Origin of the sequence: uncultured Maricaulis sp. (assembly GCF_947259345.1) — a bacterium.
Lineage (GTDB): Bacteria > Pseudomonadota > Alphaproteobacteria > Caulobacterales > Maricaulaceae > Maricaulis.
This window is the reverse complement of record NZ_CAMYLS010000036.1, coordinates 1-18,036: the sequence shown is the minus strand read 5'-3', so window position 1 is coordinate 18,036 and position 18,036 is coordinate 1. Positions and strand designations below refer to the sequence as shown.

Here is an 18,036-nt window from a genome sequence, read left to right as displayed (position 1 = left end):
GGGGGCGGCGCGTGCTGCCCTGCCGGCGCTCGGCCAGGCCGCCGCCGGCCTGGTGATGAACGCGCTGAGCCCCGCCCGCGAAGGGCCCCGGCTCACCGAATTGCCGCTCCAGACCTCGACCGATGGTGCCGCCATGCCCCGCCTCTGGGGGCGGGCCCGGATTGCCGGTCAGGTGATCTGGGCAGCCCGCTTTGCCGAACATTCCGAGACCTCGGGCGGCGGCAAGGGTGGACCGAAACAGACCGGCTATACCTATTCACTCTCCTTCGCGGTCGGTCTGTGCGAGGGCGAGATCGCCGGGATTGGCCGTATCTGGGCCAATGGCGCCTTGCTCGACCGCTCGCGTCATGCCGTGCGCTGGCATGTCGGGCGCGAGGACCAGATGCCCGATCCCCTGATCAGCGCCATTGAGGGCCCCGACACGCCGGGCTTTCGCGGTACCGCCTATCTCGTCTTCGAGGATCTGGCGCTGGATGCGTTCGGGCACCGCATTCCCAATCTCTCGGTCGAGGTGTTTCGCGGCGTTGGGGAGGGCGGGCTGGAGCGCCAGGTGCGCGGCGTCAATCTTATCCCCGGCTGCGGTGAGTTCGCGCTCTCGCCCGATCCGGTCATGCGTCTGGACGGGCCCGGCGCGGAAACCCCGCTCAATCGCAATAATGCCCGCGGCCCGACCGATATCATGGTGGCGCTCGATGACCTGGAGCGTGACCTGCCGGAATGCCGCTCTGTCCAGATCGTGCTGGCCTGGTTCGGCACTGATCTGCGCTGCGGTGCGTGCGAGTTGCGGCCCGGTGTCGAGGATGATGCCACCCAGACCCGCCCGGTGAATTGGTCGGTCGCCGGTATTGACCGCAGCGGGGCCTGGCTGATCGGCCGCAAGGACGGGCGACCCGTCTATGGCGGCACGCCGGATGATGCCGGTGTGATTGCCCTGATCGGTCAGCTCAAGGCGCGCGGCTATCGGGTCACGCTCTACCCCTTCATCCTGATGGATATTCCCGACGACAACACCTTGCCGGACCCCGATGGCAATCTTGGCCAACCGGCCTATCCCTGGCGCGGGCGTATCCGGCCCGCCGCCGGCAGTGTCGCACCGCAAGTCGCCGCCTTCATGGGCAGTGCGCAGGCGACAGATTTCACCGTCTCGGATGGGGTGGTGAGCTATGCCGGTCCGACCGAATGGCGCTATCGCCGCTTCATCCTGCACTGCGCGGCACTGGCCAAGGCGGCGGGCGGCGTGGACGGATTTCTCATCGGATCGGAAATGGTCGCGCTGACCACAGCGGGCCTGGACGAAGCCTATCCGGCGGTCGCGGCACTGTGCGATCTCGCGGTCGAGGCGCGCAGTCTCATCGGCCCCTCGACCCGGCTTTCCTATGCCGCTGACTGGAGCGAGTATCACGGCCATCAGCCGGGCGGCGGGGCCAAGCATTTCCACCTCGATCCGCTTTGGTCGCGGCCCGAGATCGACGCCGTCGCGATCGACTTCTACATCCCGCTGGCGGACTGGCGTTCGGACGCGGACCATCTTGATTCCGGCCTCGCCGATCGCCCGCATGACCCCGCCTACCTCGCCAGCCAGGTCGCCGGCGGGGAAGGGTATGACTGGTATTATGCCGGCGCCGCCGATCGCGACGCCCAGCTGCGCACATCGATCACGGACGCGACCCATGGCGAGACCTGGGTCTGGCGCTACAAGGACCTCATCGGCTGGTGGTCGAAACCGCATCATGACCGGCCCGAGGGTGTTCGCTCCACGACACCGACCGACTGGGTGCCGATGTCGAAACCGGTCTGGCTCACCGAGGTGGGATGCCCCGCCGTCGACAAGGGTGCCAACCAGCCCAATGTCTTCATCGATCCGAAAAGCTCGGAGAGCGCGGCGCCCTGGTTCTCGACGGGCACGCGCGACGACCTGATCCAGCGCCGCTATCTGGAAGCCTTGCTGGCGCATTTCGATGACCCTGCTGCCAATCCGCTCTCTCCGCTCTATGGCGGTCCGATGATCGAGCCGGACTGGACGGCAATATGGGCGTGGGATGGAAGGCCCTGGCCGGACTTTCCCGCCCGCACGGAGATTTGGTCGGATGGTGAAAACTGGCGCTTGGGGCATTGGCTCAACGGGCGTGCCGGTCTGGTTCCGGTCGGCCGGATCATCGACGAGCTGGCCGATGCGGCCGGGCTCGACGCTTGCGACACGAGCGGCGTACAGGATCTCGTCGCCGGCTATCTCGTCGACCGCCCCATGCCGGCACGGGATGCGCTCTCGCCCTTGGTCGGTCTTCTGGGGCTGGGTGTCCACGAAACAGCTTTCGCGGTGCGCTTTGTCTCCGCGGATGTGGCCCCGGCCTCGCTCGTGCTGGCCGAGAGCGTCGATCGCGGTGCTAACAGCGTGACCCGGCACTATCCCGCGCCGATGGATGTGCTGCGCGATGTGCGTCTGCAATTTCATGATGACCAGGCCGGCTACCGCACCGGCCACGCCGCCGCGCGTGAGCATTTCGGGACTGTGGAAAGTCGCTGGCTGAGTGTACCGGTCACCGCCGATACCGAGACCGCGCGGCGCTGGTGTGTCGATGCGCTGGGCGCGGCTCACACCCAGGCCGATCGCCTGTCCCTGACCCTGCCGCCCTCGCTCCTGTCGGTCGAGCCGGGTGATGTCCTGACCCGTGAGGATGGCGACTGGCAGATCATGGCGCTGGAGGGTGACACAATCCGCACGGCAGAGCTGGCGCGTCCGGCCGGGCGCGCGGCGACGCTGGCGGCCGGGGAGGCAGGCAGTGATCAGCTCCTGACCCCGGGACCGGTCCGTCCGGCGCTGGAGATGCTCGATATACCCCTGCAATCCGGCGAGGCGCGTGAGGGGCCGCTCCTGGCCACCTGGTCGCGGCCCTGGCCGGGCGCAGTGGATGTCTGGCTCGGGGGTGAGCGCCGCGCGAGCCTGACCCGACCGGCGCGCCTCGGCGTGCTGGACGCGGCACTCGGCGCGGGTCCGATCGGGTATTGGGACCGGGCCAATGCTTTGGTGGTGACCCTGGATGACGGTCATCTGGAAAGCCATGCACCGGACAGCGTCCTCGCCGCGGCGAACCGGGTTGCGGTCGAGCGCGCGCCGGGTGAGTGGGAGGTGATTGCCTTCACCGATGCTGAACTGGAAGCCCCGGGGCGCTATCGTCTGACAGGCCTGCTGCGCGGGCTCGGCGCCGGATATTGCGCGGCAGCCCCGGCGGGGTCGCGGATCGTCGTGCTGGATGCGGCCTGCCAGCCGCTGGTGCTGGGGCCGCACGAGCGCGGTGTCGAGCTGGCGCTGCGGGCGGTCGAGGCCGGGCTGGGTCCGATGGAGTCGGCGGCGACACTCCGCACCTGTCCGCCGCCGACGGCGGACATTGCCCCCCTGCCACCCGCCCACCTGCGTCTCAGACGGACGGCGAGCGGCATTGTGCTGGACTGGATTCGCCAGACCCGCACGGGCGGGGATGACTGGTCCGCCTCGGAAGTCCCGCTCGGCGAAGCGGAAGAGGCCTGGCAGGTGGTGCTGACTGGTGATGGTGTCGCTGCGCCCGCGCTCGCGGCGGAAAGCTCGGCCCTGAGCCTGACCGATGACGCACTGACGGCCCTGTTCGGCACCTTGCCGGCCCATCTTGAGGCTCGGGTCGCTCAGATATCGGCGCGGGTCGGTGCCGGGCGTGCGGCCAGTGCTGAGCTCAACCTGTGAGCTGTGCTTTGATATCCCTCCCAAAGCCGCTTACATGATGCCTGACCGCGATTTCCACGACGGGTCTGGCAAGGCATGACGGGCATGGACGATCCCTACAAGACACTTGGTGTTTCCAAGACCGCGACGGCGGACGAGATCCGCAAGGCCTATCGCAAGCTGGCCAAGGAGCTGCACCCGGATTCCAATCCGGGCAATGCGGCCGCCGAGGAACGTTTCAAGCACGTCTCGCAAGCCTTCAAACTCCTTTCCGACCCGGACAAGCGCGCCGAATATGATGCGGCGGCCCGCGCCGGTTTTCATCCCGGCATGGGCGGAATGGGTGGCATGGGCGGCGCAGGCATGGGCGGCGGCAAGCCGTTCAATTTCCGTCAGTCACGCAATGCCGGTCGCGGCGGGTTCGAGGATATCTTCTCCGACCTTTTCACCGATATGGGTGGCCAGGGAGGTGGACGCCATCAGCAGGCGCCGCGCAAGGGGGCGGATATTCGCCAGAGCGTCACTGTGGACTTCATGCAGGCCGCCCAGGGCGGCAAGCATCGCGTCACCCTGCCGGGTGGTCGCACCGTGGATGTTGCCGTGCCGTCGGGCGCGAGTGATGGCCAGGTCCTGCGCTTGCGCGGCCAGGGCGAGCCTTCGCCCATGGGCGGCAAGCCGGGGGATGCCCTGATCGAGATCAAGGTCGCCGAACACAAATACTTCTCCCGCGCCGGCGATGATGTGCGTCTGGAATTGCCGATCAGCGTCAAGGAAGCGGCGCTGGGTGCCAAGGTGCGCGCCCCGACGATTGACGGCCCGGTCGATGTCCGCGTTCCGCCCGGTTCCTCCACCGGCACGCTCCTGCGCCTGCGTGGCAAGGGATTTGCGGGGCAGAAGGGCAAGCGGGGCGATCAACTGATCCGTTTGATGGTTGCCTTGCCGTCCAGCGATGAGGCCCTCAAGGCCTTTCTGGAAAAATGGTCGCCGCCGGAGGGCTATGACCCGCGCAAGGGACTGCGCTCGTGACGGTGATGTTTTGGTAGTAAGTTGTTCAGCACGGGTTCAGGGGGAGCCCGCCAGTGTGAGTGTCATGTTGAGACATTTGATCATCCTTGCCGGCGCGCTGAGCGTCATTGCGGCCCCCGCCAATGCCAGCGGCCCCGACGCGTCGACCCGGACTGCGGTCCAGCCGGCCGGCTATGCCAGCCTGCAGGACCGCTATTCCGCCCCCGAAGCCCGCAATGCGCGGCGTCAGGGCGACGTGGTGCCGGCGCTGCGCGTGATTTCGGAAGTGCGTCGCCGCTATCCCGGCGCCGATGTGCTCGATGCCGAGCTCGAGGGCGGCAATGCCCCACGCTATGTGATCAAGATTCTCACCCGTGATGGCCGCCGCGTTGATGTGGTTGCCGATGCCCGTACCGGGCAGATACTCTTTGAACGATAGGGGGAGTGAATGCGCGCGCTTGTTGTTGAAGACGATCCGGACCTGAACCGCCAGCTCAGCCGGGCCCTGGAAGATGCCGGCTATGCCGTGGACTCTGCCCTCGATGGCGAAGACGGGCATTTCATGGGCGATACGGAACCCTATGATGTCGTTGTTCTCGACCTCGGCCTGCCCAAGATGGACGGTGTGACCGTCCTCGAGCGCTGGCGTGAGGCCGGACGGGGCTTTCCGGTCCTGATCCTGACCGCGCGCGACCGCTGGTCGGAAAAGGTGGCGGGCTTTGATGCCGGCGCCGACGATTATCTGACCAAGCCTTTCCATACCGAGGAATTGCTGGCCCGCATGCGCGCCCTGACGCGACGCGCCGCCGGTCACACCACCTCCACGATCGAGTGCGGCGGCCTGTCCATCGATACACGCGGCGCCCGCGTCTTCATCGACGGCGCACCGGTGAAGGTGACCTCGCATGAATTCCGCATGCTGTCCTATCTCGCCCACCACCAGGACCGCGTGATTTCGCGGACCGAGCTGGTCGAGCACATCTATGACCAGGATTTCGACCGCGACAGCAATACTATCGAGGTCTTTGTCGGCCGCCTGCGCAAGAAGATCGGCACGGACCGGATCGAGACCGTGCGCGGGCTGGGCTATCGCCTGGTGGATCCGGTGGCGCGTCCGGTTTCGTGAAGCGTCGCGCCTCCCTGGCTTTCAGACTGTTTGCCGGCGCCGCGGCCTGGGCGCTGGCCCTTCTGCTTCTGGGCGCCGTGGCGCTCACCACGCTCTACCAACGCTCCGTCCTGCGTACAATGGATGACCGCCTGTCGAGCGTGGTCGAGTCGCTCGTGGCCGCGGCAGAAACCGATCCCGGCGGCGGTATCGTTCTGGCCCGGCGCCCCTCTGATCCGGCCTTTGATCGCGTTTTCTCCGGCCGCTACTGGCAGATCGCCGATGCGCCGCAACTGGAAGGCGGCGGCCATGAGGCTCTGGTCGTATCCCGGTCACTCTGGGACGAAGTGCTTTCGCCGCCTGATGCCTTGCTGGCGTCCGTGCTGGCCACGCCCGGTCAGGTCATCTCCTTCGATACCAAGGGGCCAAGCGGCGAGGGATTGCGCCTGACCGCCCAGGCCGTGCAATTGCCGGCCCGACCGGACATGGTGATCATGATGGCGGCCGAAGATCGTGCCGCGGCGGATCGCGATGTGCGTAATTTCGCCATCACCTCCGCCATCATGTTTCTCGGTTTTGCCACAGCGATCGCCGCCGGTGTCTTCTTCCAGGTCCGCATCGGCCTGGCGCCGGTCCTGCGCATGCGAACGAGTGTGGCAGAGGTCCGTGAAGGCAATCAGGAACGGGTGGATGGCGACTTCCCCGTCGAGCTGCAGCCGCTGGCCGACGAGCTCAATGCCATGCTCGATCATTCGCGCGAATTGGTCGAGCGATCGCGCACCCATGTCGGCAATCTCGCCCATGCCCTGAAAACACCGATTGCGGTCCTGACCAATGAAGCGCGGACGTCTGACGGCCCGTTGGCCGATTTGGTGGAGCGTCAGACAGGTGTCATGACCGACCAGGTCGAACACCATTTACGCCGGGCTCGCGCCGCGGCGCACGCCAAGGCGGTGGGCGCCCGAACCGAGCTCGCTCCGACACTGGGCGATCTGGCGCGTACGCTGGAGAAGATCAACAAGGCCCGCGGCATCCGCATCACGACCGAGATTGAAGAGGGACTCCACTTCAAGGGCGAGCGCCAGGATCTCGAGGAAATGGTCGGCAATCTTATGGACAATGCCTGCAAATGGTCGGGCGGACTGGTGCATGTGCACGCCGAACGGACGGCGCCGCGAGACCTCGCTGTGACGATTGAGGATGACGGCCCCGGGCTCAACCCGGATGAGTGCGAGGCGGCGCTCCAGCGCGGCGTACGACTGGACGAGCAGGCACCCGGATCAGGGCTGGGCCTTGCCATCGTTGCGGACCTGGCGAAGGCCTATGGCGGAGAACTCAGCTTGTCTCGATCAGAACTCGGGGGTCTGGCCGCGCGCATAGGACTTCCCGCCACTGGGCGATAAACGCTCATTAACCAAAGTCATGGAAGTTTAGACTCAGCAAAAGACTGTGTATCCTAGGCTATGGCAAATTTATCGCCTTCCCAGAGAGCAAAGCTTGAGGCGCTGTGGCGCAGCATGCCCGAAAGCATGCGTGCGAACCTGCAAGCGGCGACCAAGGCGGCGTCCGAGGATGATCCGGCATCGGCGACCTTGAATGGAATTTTTGCCGAGCTTGAATTGTCGATCCGCAAGCCGGCGGGTGACCTGGCCAAGGCCTATATCCTGTCACCGCTGCGCCCGTTGGTCGGCGACAGCGATCTTGTTCCGCCCTCACAATTCCGCTTCTCGACCGAAGACCTGTCCAAGATCTGGGGCTGGATGGGACGGCATATCGCCAGTGAATTGGTGGAAACGGCGAAGAAGTGCAAACAGCCTGAAACGGATCCGATCTGGCTCGACTTCCGCCGCCAGGCCGGCGACGCCCTGGCTGATGCCGTGCGCAAGGCCGATCGGGTTCCCAAAGACATGACCGCTTTGCTCAAGCGATTTGGTCCCGATGGTCGGGCGATGCTGGCTGATGCCATCGTGCTGCTCCAGAATTGCGAGACGATTGGCAGCGCGATGTCCGAGCTGCCGGAGCGGATCGAAGATTTTGATGATGACCTTTCGCTGAAAGTCATGAAGCTGCATGAGGAAATGGTTGATTCCAACGCTGAAGCGGCGCTCTGGGTCCTGCTCCTCACCATGGGGCGCCTGGAGCACCCCTGGCAAATCTTTCGCGTGGTCAAGCGGATCGGGCGCCGGGATGATGATCTCATGGTTCAGAAAACCGAGCTCGCCGCTGTCGGCGATGCGGTGCTGGGTGATACCGGCTTCTTTGCGTCGCGTCTCAAACAACCGCCTCAGACATTGGAAGAGGCAAAAGCCAGCTATCTCCTCTTCGACCGGTTTGTCGCTTTTTCCACTGGCATGACCCAGGAGTTCGGCATCCGCAAGGATGGCCGCTGGGGGCGGTCGCTTTTCGGTCTGCGCGCGGAAGCTTCGACCAATGTCGAAAAAATCCTCGCCAAGGTCCCGTTGGCGCTTGATGCCGGCCTGCCGGAGCCGCGACGCGGGCGCAGCGGCCGGGTCATTCCGGCCCAGATTCCGCCTGAAGCGGCAATCGACAAGGCTGAAGGCCTGCTCTACTTCCTCGGTCGGTGTCGGGAGCATGCCACAGCGGCCGCCATTGCTTCGACCCAGAAGCGTTACGCCGATCTTGCCGAGAAGCGCATGCAGGAGGCGGGCGAATTGCTGGTCGATCTTGTCGCCTCCAGCGAGGGCCAGAACCGGACGACGGCCCAGGACGGCCTGGAAATCACGGCGCGTCTCATGGACACTGCGGGGCTGAGCGAACCGGCCAGCTTGTTGCGTCGACGCGGTGTTGCCGCGGCCGCCGCGGCATAGCGTCCCGCCCGCCGCCCGCCGCTTGCACTGGAAGCCGTCGCGGCCTAACTCAAGCCCATGAACAAGACACTTGAAGCTCCGGTCGCGATGGAAGACCGCACACGCGAGGAGGGGCGGCTCTACTCACCCAGCGCCTCGCGCAATCGTGGCGCGATCGCGGACGTGCTGGGTCGAGTCCTGCCCGCCAATGCACGTGTGCTGGAGATCGGGTCGGGCACGGGCGAGCATGCGGTCGCGGTCTGTCAGGCCCGTCCCGACATAAGCTGGCAGCCCTCCGATCCCGATCCGGTATCGCGGGCCAGCCAGGCGGCCTGGGCCCGCGACGTCGGCGCCGCCATGGCCCCGCCGCAGGATCTGGACTTGCTGGCCGGTGATGCGGCCGACGCCGTGGCGCCGTTTGACGCGCTTGTCTGCATGAATGTCATCCACATTGCTCCCTGGGCGGTCGCGGAAAACCTGGCCAAACTTGCGGCAAAGCGCCTGCAGCCGGGCGGCCGGGTCGTGCTCTATGGTCCCTACAAGGAGGGCGCTGCCACGGCGCCGTCCAATCTGGAATTCGACGCGTCACTCAAATCACGCAATCCGGCCTGGGGCGTGCGCGACCTGGACAGCGTGATCGCCCTGTTCGGAGCCGCGGGTTTCGCGCTGGACGAGCGCGTCGACATGCCGGCCAATAATCGGGTTCTGGTCTTTTCACCGTCGGAGACGAGATGATGCGCCATCGCAATCGCCGCCTTGCCACCATCTCCGCCTCGGCCGTCGTCCTGATTGCTGCCGTGGCGCTGGGCCTGATGGCCATGCGCAGTGCCGTGGTCTTCTTCTATTCGCCCAGTGAAGTGGCCGCCGAACATCCGGGCACGGAAGACCGTATCCGCGTGGGCGGTCTGGTCCTGGAGGACTCGGTCGGCGAGACCGCAAACGGTGCCACCCGCTTTGTCATCACGGATCGGGTCGAGACCGTCGATGTCGTCTTCGCCGGCCTGTTGCCGGATCTGTTCCGCGAAGGGCAGGGCGTGGTGGTTGAAGGCCGGTTCGGCGTTGATGGCGTGCTGGAAGCCAGCAATGTCCTGGCCAAGCATGACGAGACCTATATGCCGCCGGAAGTCGCGGAAGCCTTGCGCGAGGCCGGTGTCTGGCAGGGCGAGGGAGACGCGCCGGCGCCGGCAGCGGCTCCGGAGAGCCGCTGACGCCCCTGTGACTTTCCCGTGCCTTGCCCGACCCTGCCAAACACCCCAAGTGTGACGCAGCAAGGGAGGCTGGATATGGCCCGATCCACACGTGTTGAATTTACCGGTGCGCTCGGGGAGACCCTCGCCGCGCGGCTGGAATTGCCCAATGGGCGCCCGCGCGCGCACGCCCTGTTCGCGCATTGCTTCTCCTGCACCAAGGATATCCTGGCCGCCAGTCGGATCGCCCGGCGGCTGACCGATGCGGGTATCGCGGTCTTGCGGTTCGACTTCACAGGGCTGGGACAGTCCGACGGTGATTTTGCCAATACCAATTTTTCCTCCAACATCCAGGACCTGATCGCGGCCGCGAACTATATGGCCGAGGCGCATTGCGCGCCGGAATTGCTGGTCGGACATTCGCTTGGTGGTGCCGCCGTCATCGCGGCCGCGGGCAAGCTGGACAGCGTGCGCGCCGTGGCCACGATCGGTGCGCCGGCTGATGCCGAACATGTGGTCCATCAGTTCGCCGACAAGGTGGATGAGATCGCGCGCGAAGGCCGGGCCGAGGTCGACCTGTCCGGGCGCCCCTTCACCATCAAGAAGCAATTCCTCGACGACATTGCGGGCCGCACGCTCGAGGATGCCGCAGCCGCCTTGCACCGGCCGCTGCTCATCCTGCATTCTCCGACCGACCAGATCGTGGGAGTCGAAAATGCCTCCCGCCTCTTCCTGGCGGCGAAACATCCCAAGAGCTTTGTCAGCCTCGATGATGCCGATCATTTGCTGCGGTCGGAACGCGATGCCCTCTATGCGGCCGATGTGATCGCCAGCTGGGCGGCGCGCTATGTGCTAGCGCCGGAACCGCAAGCGCCCAGACCGGGTGCGTCCGGTGCGGTGGTGGTGCGGGAGACCGGGCGCGGGCGGTATGAGAATCATGTCGTCGACGGGGATCATGTGATGCTCGCCGATGAACCCGCCTCGGTGGGTGGCGGCGATGCCGGTCCGTCACCCTATGGCTATCTCAATGCGGCGCTGGGCGCCTGTACGGCGATGACGCTGCGCATGTATGCCGAACGCAAGGGCCTGCCGCTTGACCGCGTCACCGTCGTCACCGGCCATCACAAGGGGCATGCCGAGGATTGTGCCGATTGCGTCGATGGTCAGGAAAAACACGTCGATATTTTCGAGCGCAGCATCACGCTGGAAGGTGATCTCGATGCCGACCAGCGCAAGCGCCTGATGGAGATCGCGGACAAGTGTCCCGTTCATCGCACCTTGCACAGTCCGGTTGTCGTGCGGACCCGACTGGAAGATGACGGGTAAATTACCGTTTGTAATGTTATTGTAATCTTTGAGACACGCAGCGTTTAATCCCGCCGCGTGATGTTGAACCCCTAATCGCAATGGAAAGGTCGTCGATACTCATGATTTCGGTTGATCGCATACGCCGCCTTGGCGGTGTTTCGCTCCTGGTGCTCTCCGCACTGGCCGCAGGAAGTCTTCTGGATCGCTCTTCGGGCGAAGCCCATGCCTTCCAGTCGTCAGACGAGCCCCGGTTTGCTGCCGCCGTTCCGGCCGGCGCACCGATGTCCTTTGCTGACCTCATTGAAAGTGTCAGCCCGTCCGTCGTGACCGTGCAGGTCAGCGGCGCGCCGCAGGAATTGTCGCTCGGTGGCCCCGGTGGTCCGGACATGGACAATTTGCCGCCGCAAATGCGCGAATGGCTGGAGCGCCAGTTTGGCGGCCAGCGGCCGACGCCGCAGCCCCGCCAATCGCTCGGTTCGGGATTCTTCATCTCGGCGGAAGGCTATATCGTCACCAATAACCATGTCGTCGCCGAAGCGGATGAAATCACCATCGGGACGTCCGATGGCGAGGAATACTCCGCGCGTGTGATCGGTACGGATCCGCAGACTGATCTGGCGCTGCTGAAGGTCGATGCGGACGTGGACTTCCCCTTCGTCAGTTTTGAAGTGGACCCGCAATACCGGGTCGGTGACTGGGTCGTGGCCGTGGGCAATCCCTTCGGTCTGGGCGGCACCGCCACGGCCGGCATCATTTCCGCTATCGGTCGCCCGATCGGCAATTCGACCTATAACGACTTCATCCAGGTCGATGCTCCGATCAATCGCGGCAATTCCGGTGGCCCGACCTTTGACCTCAACGGCAATGTGATCGGCGTCAATTCACAGATCTTCTCGCCGACCGGCGGCAATGTCGGGATCGGCTTTGCCATTCCCTCCGATGTCGCGGCCCGAATCGTTGATGATCTGCTGGATGATGGCCGGGTGGCCCGCGGGTGGCTTGGCGTGTCGATCCAGAACATCACCGATGACATTGCCGAAGCACTGGACCTGGACGACACGACTGGCGCCATTGTCAGCTCGATCGTTGAGGGTGGCCCGGCTGCCCGCGGTGGATTCGAGCGCGAGGATGTGGTGCTGGAGATCAATGGCGAGGCCGTGGACGGTTCACGCGATCTGACGCGCCGCGTTGGCAATATCCAGTCCGGTGAGGAGGTTCGCTTCCGTATTCTGCGCGATGGTCGCGAGCGCACGATCCGCGTCACCCTGGGTGATCGGCCGGGTGAGCAGGAACTGGCCAGCATGAGCACTGCCAACCAGGTCGTGCCGCGAACAGCCGTCTTCGGCATGTCCGTGGAACCGCTTGGCGAGGAAGACCGCGAAGTGCGCGGCATTGCCCCCGATATCGATGGGGTTGTGGTGGACGAGGTCGAGTCCGGCAGTGAAGCAGACCGCAAGGGGATCATCACCGGTGACATCATTCTGGAGGCCGGCGGCAATCCGGTCGCCGATGCGGACACGCTCCGCACCATCGCGGATGAAGCCCGCGAAGACGGTCGCAGCGCCATCCTGCTGCTGGTCGAGGGACGTGGCGGTCAACGCTATGTCGCTCTGCAACTCGGCGATGCCGACTAGAGAAAAAAGGAGATCGGGGTGCGCATTCTGATCGTTGAAGACGACCGCGAAGCGGCGAGCTATATCCGCAAGGGCCTGCGTGAAAGCGGCCATGTGGCCGACCATGCCGGTGACGGCGAGGAAGGCCTGGAAATGGCGCGTGCCGCGGAATACGACGTGCTCGTCGTTGACCGGATGATGCCGCGCATGGACGGTCTGTCCATGGTCGAGGCCCTGCGGGCCGATGATGATCGCACCCCGGTCCTCATTCTCTCCGCCCTCGGCGAGGTCGATGACCGTGTCGAGGGGCTCAAGGCCGGTGGCGATGACTATCTGGTCAAGCCCTATGCCTTTGCCGAATTGCTGGCCCGTGTCGAAGCCCTGGCCCGCCGCCGCGACCCGGACACGGTCCGCACCAAGCTGGTGGTCGGCGATCTGGAAATGGACCTTCTGGCCCGCACCGTGGTGCGCGAGGGCGAGGAAATCCTCCTCCAGCCGCGCGAATTCCGCCTGCTGGAATTCCTCATGAAGCATTCCGGCCAGGTTGTGACTCGCACCATGTTGCTGGAGAAGGTCTGGGACTACCATTTCGACCCCCAGACCAATGTCATTGATGTGCACATTTCGCGTCTGCGCTCGAAGATCGACAAACCCTTCCCGCGCTCGCTTCTGCACACCGTGCGCGGAGCCGGCTACCGCCTGCAGGCCTGATCCGGCATGCAGGCGCGAGGGGCGGCCTTTCTCAGAACAACGGCCTTCCGGCAGACACTTCTGTCGGCGGCCCTGTTCGCCTTGGCGAGTTTCGTTACGCTGGGCTTCGTCTATGCCGCCTCGGCGGGCATGGTGTTGCGCCGGGCCGATGCGGCCATCAATGAGGAAGTCGCCGAGCTGGATGCCAGTTTCCAGGCCGGCGGCATCCGCACCGTCAATCGCTATATCCTTGAACGCACGGTCGGTGGCGGCGCCGATTATCTGTATTTGCTGGTCCACCCCTCCGGGCGCAGCCTGTCAGGCAATCTGACCTATCTGCCGGACGTCCAGCCCGATGATGAGGGGCGCGTCCAGTTCACTTACCGCCGCCCGGCGGCCGGGGAGAGTGGCAATGAGGTCGATGACGGCAAGGATGACCGCACGGCGCGCGGTCGCATTATCGATCTGCCATCGGGCTACCGGCTCTATGTCGGTCTGGATGTCGATGAAGAGACGCGGCTCGTCTCGCGCATGCTCAACACCATCCTGGCCGCCTCGGCTCTGGCCCTTGCGCTGGGTGTAGCCGCGGGGATTTTCGTCAGCCGCCGCTTCGTGCGCCGCCTTGATCGCATCAATACGGTCGCCCGGCGCGTGAAGGCAGGTGATCTCCAACCACGGGCGCCGCGCAATTTCACCGGTGACGAGCTGGACGAGTTGTCCGAGAATTTCAACAACATGCTCGACCGGGTCGAGGCGCTGATGCACCGCATGCGCCATACCGGCGACAGTATTGCCCATGATCTGCGCACCCCGTTGACACGCATGCGCAACCGGCTCGATGAAGCCCTGCGCGAGGATGGCGACCGCGCCTCGCGTGAGCAAGCGCTCGAGCGGGCCGTCGCCGATACTGACGAGCTGTTGGGCATCTTCAACGCCATCCTGTCCCTGTCGCGTCTCGAGGCAGGGGAGAGCCGGGCCACGATCCAGCGTCTCGACCCGGCCGACATCGCCGGTGACCTGGCCGAGCTTTACGAGCCGGTTTGCGAGGATGACGGCCTGTCCTTCAACAGCGAGATCCAGTCGGGTCTGACCCTGCTCGGGGATCGGGGTCTTCTGTCCCAGGCGCTCGCCAACATCCTCGACAATGCGGTGAAATACACGCCCTCCGGCGGTGCCGTCACGTTGCGCCTGCGCGAGACCGGCGAGGGGATGATCGAATTCTCCGTCACCGATACCGGTCCGGGTATTCCGGACACGGATCGCGAGCGCGTCACCCAGCGCTTCGTGCGGCTGGACAATTCGCGCACCAAGCCGGGCTCCGGGCTTGGCCTGTCGCTCGTGCAGGCGATCGTCGATGTCCATAATGGCCGTTTCGAGCTGGGCGAGGGGCCGGGCGTTGTGGCGGACGGACATGGCGCCGGCCTGCGCGCCTCGCTCTGCTTCCCCAAGGCACCATCTGACAAGGCCTAGCCGCCGCGCGCTTTTTTGCGCTGCAGCGACTTCACCTCCGGCCCGGATCGCGCCACCCTGCGCGCCATGACGCAGACGGTTCCTGAGCTCACTCCGACACTGCCCGCCGGCCTGGCGCCGCTGCCCGGTCGTGCGCCGGGCAAGGCGGGGCATGTGCTGGCCGCCTTGCCGGACACCGTGCAAGCGGCCATCGCGCCGGTTGCCGGCTTTCTGGATACGGTCTTCACCGCTGCGCCCTATCTCGCGCGACTGGCCCAACGCCGACCGGACACGCTGATGGCCTGCGCCAGCGAGACGCCGGATCGGTTGATGGCCATGGCCATCGACAATCTGCGCATCGCCGGGGCCGGGGCGCCCGATATCGCGGCGCTCGATACCGCGCTCCGCCAGGCCAAATCCGACGCCCATCTGGTCACCGCCCTGGCCGATCTGGCCGGAGTCTGGGATGTGCGCGCAGTGACGCGGGCCATGACCGAGCTGGCGGATGCGGCCCTGCAGGCGGCCTTGCACGCCCATGTTCGCTTCCAGGCGGAGCAGGGCCGGGCGCATGCGGTGACGGACCCGGACAATCCCCTGCCAGGCGTGATCATCCTCGCCCTGGGCAAGATGGGCACGGGTGATCTCAATTATTCCTCGGACATTGATCTGGTCGCGGTCTATGACGCCGAGGCTCTGTCGCTGCCCGAGAGCGAGGAGCCGCGCAAGCGCTTGCCGCGCCTGATCCAGGCTGTCGTGAAGTCGCTGCAGGATGTCACGGCGGACGGCTATGTCTTCCGCGTCGACCTGCGCCTGCGCCCCGACCCCGGCGCGACCCCGGTCATCATCTCCACCGATGCGGCGCTGCATTATTATGAAAGCCTCGGCCAGACCTGGGAGCGCGCCGCCTGGATCAAGGCCCGTGCCAGCGCCGGCGATCGTGTGGCGGCGGCGGACTTTCTGGCGCAGATGCAGCCCTTCATCTGGCGGCGCTCGCTGGACTATGCCGCGATCGATGATATCCGCGGCCTGGCCCGGCAAATCCAGACCGTGGGACGCCGCGCCGAGATCCGGCCTGCCGGTCATGATCTCAAACTGGGCCGCGGCGGCATTCGCGAGATCGAGTTCTGCGCCCAGATTCCGCAACTCGTTTTCGGCGGCCGGGATCAGCGCGTGCGCACTCCGGCGACGCTGGCCGCTCTGGTTGCGTTGAGCGATGTCGGCGCGCTTGAAGCCGATGCGGCAGAGGCTCTGAAAACTGACTATCTTGCCCTGCGCAGCTGGGAGCATCGCGTCCAGATGCGCCAGGATGAACCCAGCCAGACCGTGCCGATTGACCCGGACGCCCGGGCGGACCTGGCTGCCCTGTCCGGCTTTGCCGCGTGCGTCGATTTCGAAGCGGCCGTGGAGGCCTGCCTTCAGCGCGTGCACGGGCATTTTTCCGATCAGTTTGAAAATGATGAGGCGCTGGCATCGGAGGCTGGCTCACTCATCCTCACCGGGGTGGAGCCGACGCCGGACACCATCACGACGCTGGAGACGCTGGGCTTTTCGCAGCCGGCCTCGGTCTGGGCGACGCTCAATGGCTGGGCTGCCGGACGCGTGCGGGCGGTCCGCTCGACCCGGGCCCGCACCCTGTTTGCCCGTATCGCGCCGCAACTGGTCGACCGCATGGCGGCGACCGGAGAGCCCGACGCGGCAATGACCCGCTTTGCCGCATTCTTCGAAAACCTGCCCATGGGCGTGCAGCCGCTCTCGCTCTTGTCCAATGAGCCGGGCCTGGCGACCGACCTGATCGGCATTCTCACCCTGGCTCCGCGTCTGGCGGCGGACCTGGCCCGCCGACCGGCCCTGCTCGATGCCATGCTGGATGACCGCTTCTCGGTACCGCTGGAACAGGACGCGCCGGACAGTTTCCGGACCATGCTCAGTGAGGCGCTGAGCCGCGCCGGCGATTATGAGTCGGAATTGAACACGGCGCGTCGACGGGTCCGCGAGGAGCGCTTCCGCATCGGGACGCAAATCCTCAAGGGCACGGCTTCGGCCCAGACTGCGGGCGCCGCTTTCTCGGCCATGGCCGATGCCAGTCTGGCCGCGATGGCGCGTTCCGCCCAGGATGAGACCGAGCGGCGCTTTGGCGCCATGCCGGGCGAGGGTGTCATTCTGGGGATGGGCAAGCTGGGCGGCCGCGAGCTGGCCGCTGACAGCGATCTCGACATCATGATCATCTATGAGGGGGACGAGACGGCGGCATCCTGGTTCGGCCGCTTCGCCACGCGCCTGATCAGCGCCGTTTCGGCGCCGACCGAAGAGGGCGAACTCTATTCGGTCGACATGCAATTGCGCCCCTCCGGCAAGGCCGGGCCGGTCGCGGTCTCGCTGTCGCGCTTTGACAGTTATTATCCGCATGAAGCCTGGACGTGGGAGATGATGGCGCTGACCCGGGCGCGGATCATTGCCGGCGACGGCTCGCTCGCGCGCAGGGTGGAGGTCTCGTTTGATCGCGCGCTGAAACGACCCCGCGATGCCAGGGGGGTGAAGGATGACGCCTTGGCGATGCGGCGCAAGCTGGCCGAAGCCAAGCCGCCGAAATCGGCCTGGGACCTCAAGGCGCGGCCCGGCGGGTTGCAGGACATCGAGTTTATCGCCCAGACGCTGCAACTCATTCATGCCGGCAAGCAGGATGTGTTGCGGGCCTCGACCAGCGAAGCACTGGCCGCGCTTGGCGCGGCAGGCATCCTGCCCGCGGGCGAGGTCAAGCTGCTGACCGAGACGCTTCAACTGGAACTGGGCGTGTTGCAGATGATCCGTTGCGCCCATGGTTCCGGTTTTGACCCGGCCCAGGCCAGTACCGGCTTTGCCACGCGCCTGGCCGAGCTGGGTGGATGTCGGAAGATCGAGGCGCTGGAAGCCGCACTCGATACCCGCATGGCCGAGGTGCGTCGGGTCTTCGAGCGTCGCATCGGAAAAATGTAAGTATGCCGCGACGGATTGGGGTCGCCCGGTCGTTCTACTCACAGCGAGGCTTTGAACGACAAGGATGATGTCATGAAGACTTCCCGATTGATTGTATTGATGGGTTCGACCTGTTTGATGCTGGCCGGCGCCGTCGCCCAGGCCCAGGGCCCCGGTGGCCGCCATCACGGCGCTGACCGCCATGGCGGGCCCGGCGGTGGTGGCG

Annotated in this window: 13 protein-coding genes; all 13 read left to right on the top strand. The window is 65.6% G+C overall.

Going from position 1 to position 18,036, the window contains the following annotated elements:
* The coding region (locus tag Q0X62_RS15540) for a glycoside hydrolase/phage tail family protein (RefSeq protein WP_297737976.1) at nt 1-3,715 on the top strand (3,715 nt) is incomplete at its 5' end.
* 84 nt (nt 3,716-3,799) lie between these two features.
* Nucleotides 3,800-4,720, top strand: a complete 921-nt coding sequence (locus Q0X62_RS15535) for a DnaJ C-terminal domain-containing protein (RefSeq protein ID WP_297737973.1) — start codon at nt 3,800-3,802, stop codon at nt 4,718-4,720.
* Nucleotides 4,721-4,784: 64 nt separating this feature from the next.
* Nucleotides 4,785-5,138, top strand: coding sequence for a PepSY domain-containing protein (locus tag Q0X62_RS15530; protein WP_297737970.1), 354 nt, complete (start codon nt 4,785-4,787; stop codon nt 5,136-5,138).
* Between the two features lie 9 nt (nt 5,139-5,147).
* Nucleotides 5,148-5,825: a response regulator transcription factor gene (locus Q0X62_RS15525; RefSeq protein WP_297737967.1), complete on the top strand. Its 678-nt coding sequence runs from the start codon at nt 5,148-5,150 to the stop codon at nt 5,823-5,825.
* On the top strand, nt 5,822-7,207 hold the full coding sequence (locus tag Q0X62_RS15520) for a sensor histidine kinase (protein WP_297737964.1): 1,386 nt from the start codon (nt 5,822-5,824) through the stop codon (nt 7,205-7,207). The genes Q0X62_RS15525 and Q0X62_RS15520 overlap by 4 nt, the downstream gene beginning before the upstream one ends.
* Nucleotides 7,208-7,333: 126 nt before the next feature.
* Nucleotides 7,334-8,632, top strand: coding sequence for a hypothetical protein (locus Q0X62_RS15515; protein WP_297737961.1), 1,299 nt, complete (start codon nt 7,334-7,336; stop codon nt 8,630-8,632).
* A gap of 57 nt (nt 8,633-8,689) precedes the next feature.
* Nucleotides 8,690-9,346, top strand: a complete 657-nt coding sequence (locus Q0X62_RS15510) for a DUF938 domain-containing protein (RefSeq protein ID WP_297737958.1) — start codon at nt 8,690-8,692, stop codon at nt 9,344-9,346.
* The gene (gene ccmE / locus Q0X62_RS15505; RefSeq protein ID WP_297737956.1) at nt 9,343-9,819 is read left to right on the top strand and encodes a cytochrome c maturation protein CcmE; all 477 of its coding nucleotides are present in this window, start codon (nt 9,343-9,345) and stop codon (nt 9,817-9,819) included. Before Q0X62_RS15510 ends, ccmE begins: the two co-directional genes overlap by 4 nt.
* Nucleotides 9,820-9,894: 75 nt before the next feature.
* Entirely contained in the window at nt 9,895-11,124 is a 1,230-nt protein-coding gene (locus Q0X62_RS15500) for a bifunctional alpha/beta hydrolase/OsmC family protein (RefSeq protein WP_297737954.1), read from the top strand.
* 101 nt (nt 11,125-11,225) lie between these two features.
* Nucleotides 11,226-12,740, top strand: a complete 1,515-nt coding sequence (locus tag Q0X62_RS15495) for a Do family serine endopeptidase (protein WP_297737951.1) — start codon at nt 11,226-11,228, stop codon at nt 12,738-12,740.
* An 18-nt stretch (nt 12,741-12,758) separates the two neighbouring features.
* On the top strand, nt 12,759-13,430 hold the full coding sequence (locus tag Q0X62_RS15490) for a response regulator transcription factor (RefSeq protein WP_075191003.1): 672 nt from the start codon (nt 12,759-12,761) through the stop codon (nt 13,428-13,430).
* 6 nt (nt 13,431-13,436) lie between these two features.
* Entirely contained in the window at nt 13,437-14,879 is a 1,443-nt protein-coding gene (locus Q0X62_RS15485) for a HAMP domain-containing sensor histidine kinase (protein WP_297737948.1), read from the top strand.
* 66 nt (nt 14,880-14,945) lie between these two features.
* Nucleotides 14,946-17,831, top strand: a complete 2,886-nt coding sequence (locus tag Q0X62_RS15480; protein WP_297737945.1) for a bifunctional [glutamine synthetase] adenylyltransferase/[glutamine synthetase]-adenylyl-L-tyrosine phosphorylase — start codon at nt 14,946-14,948, stop codon at nt 17,829-17,831.
* Nucleotides 17,832-18,036 lie beyond the last annotated feature (205 nt).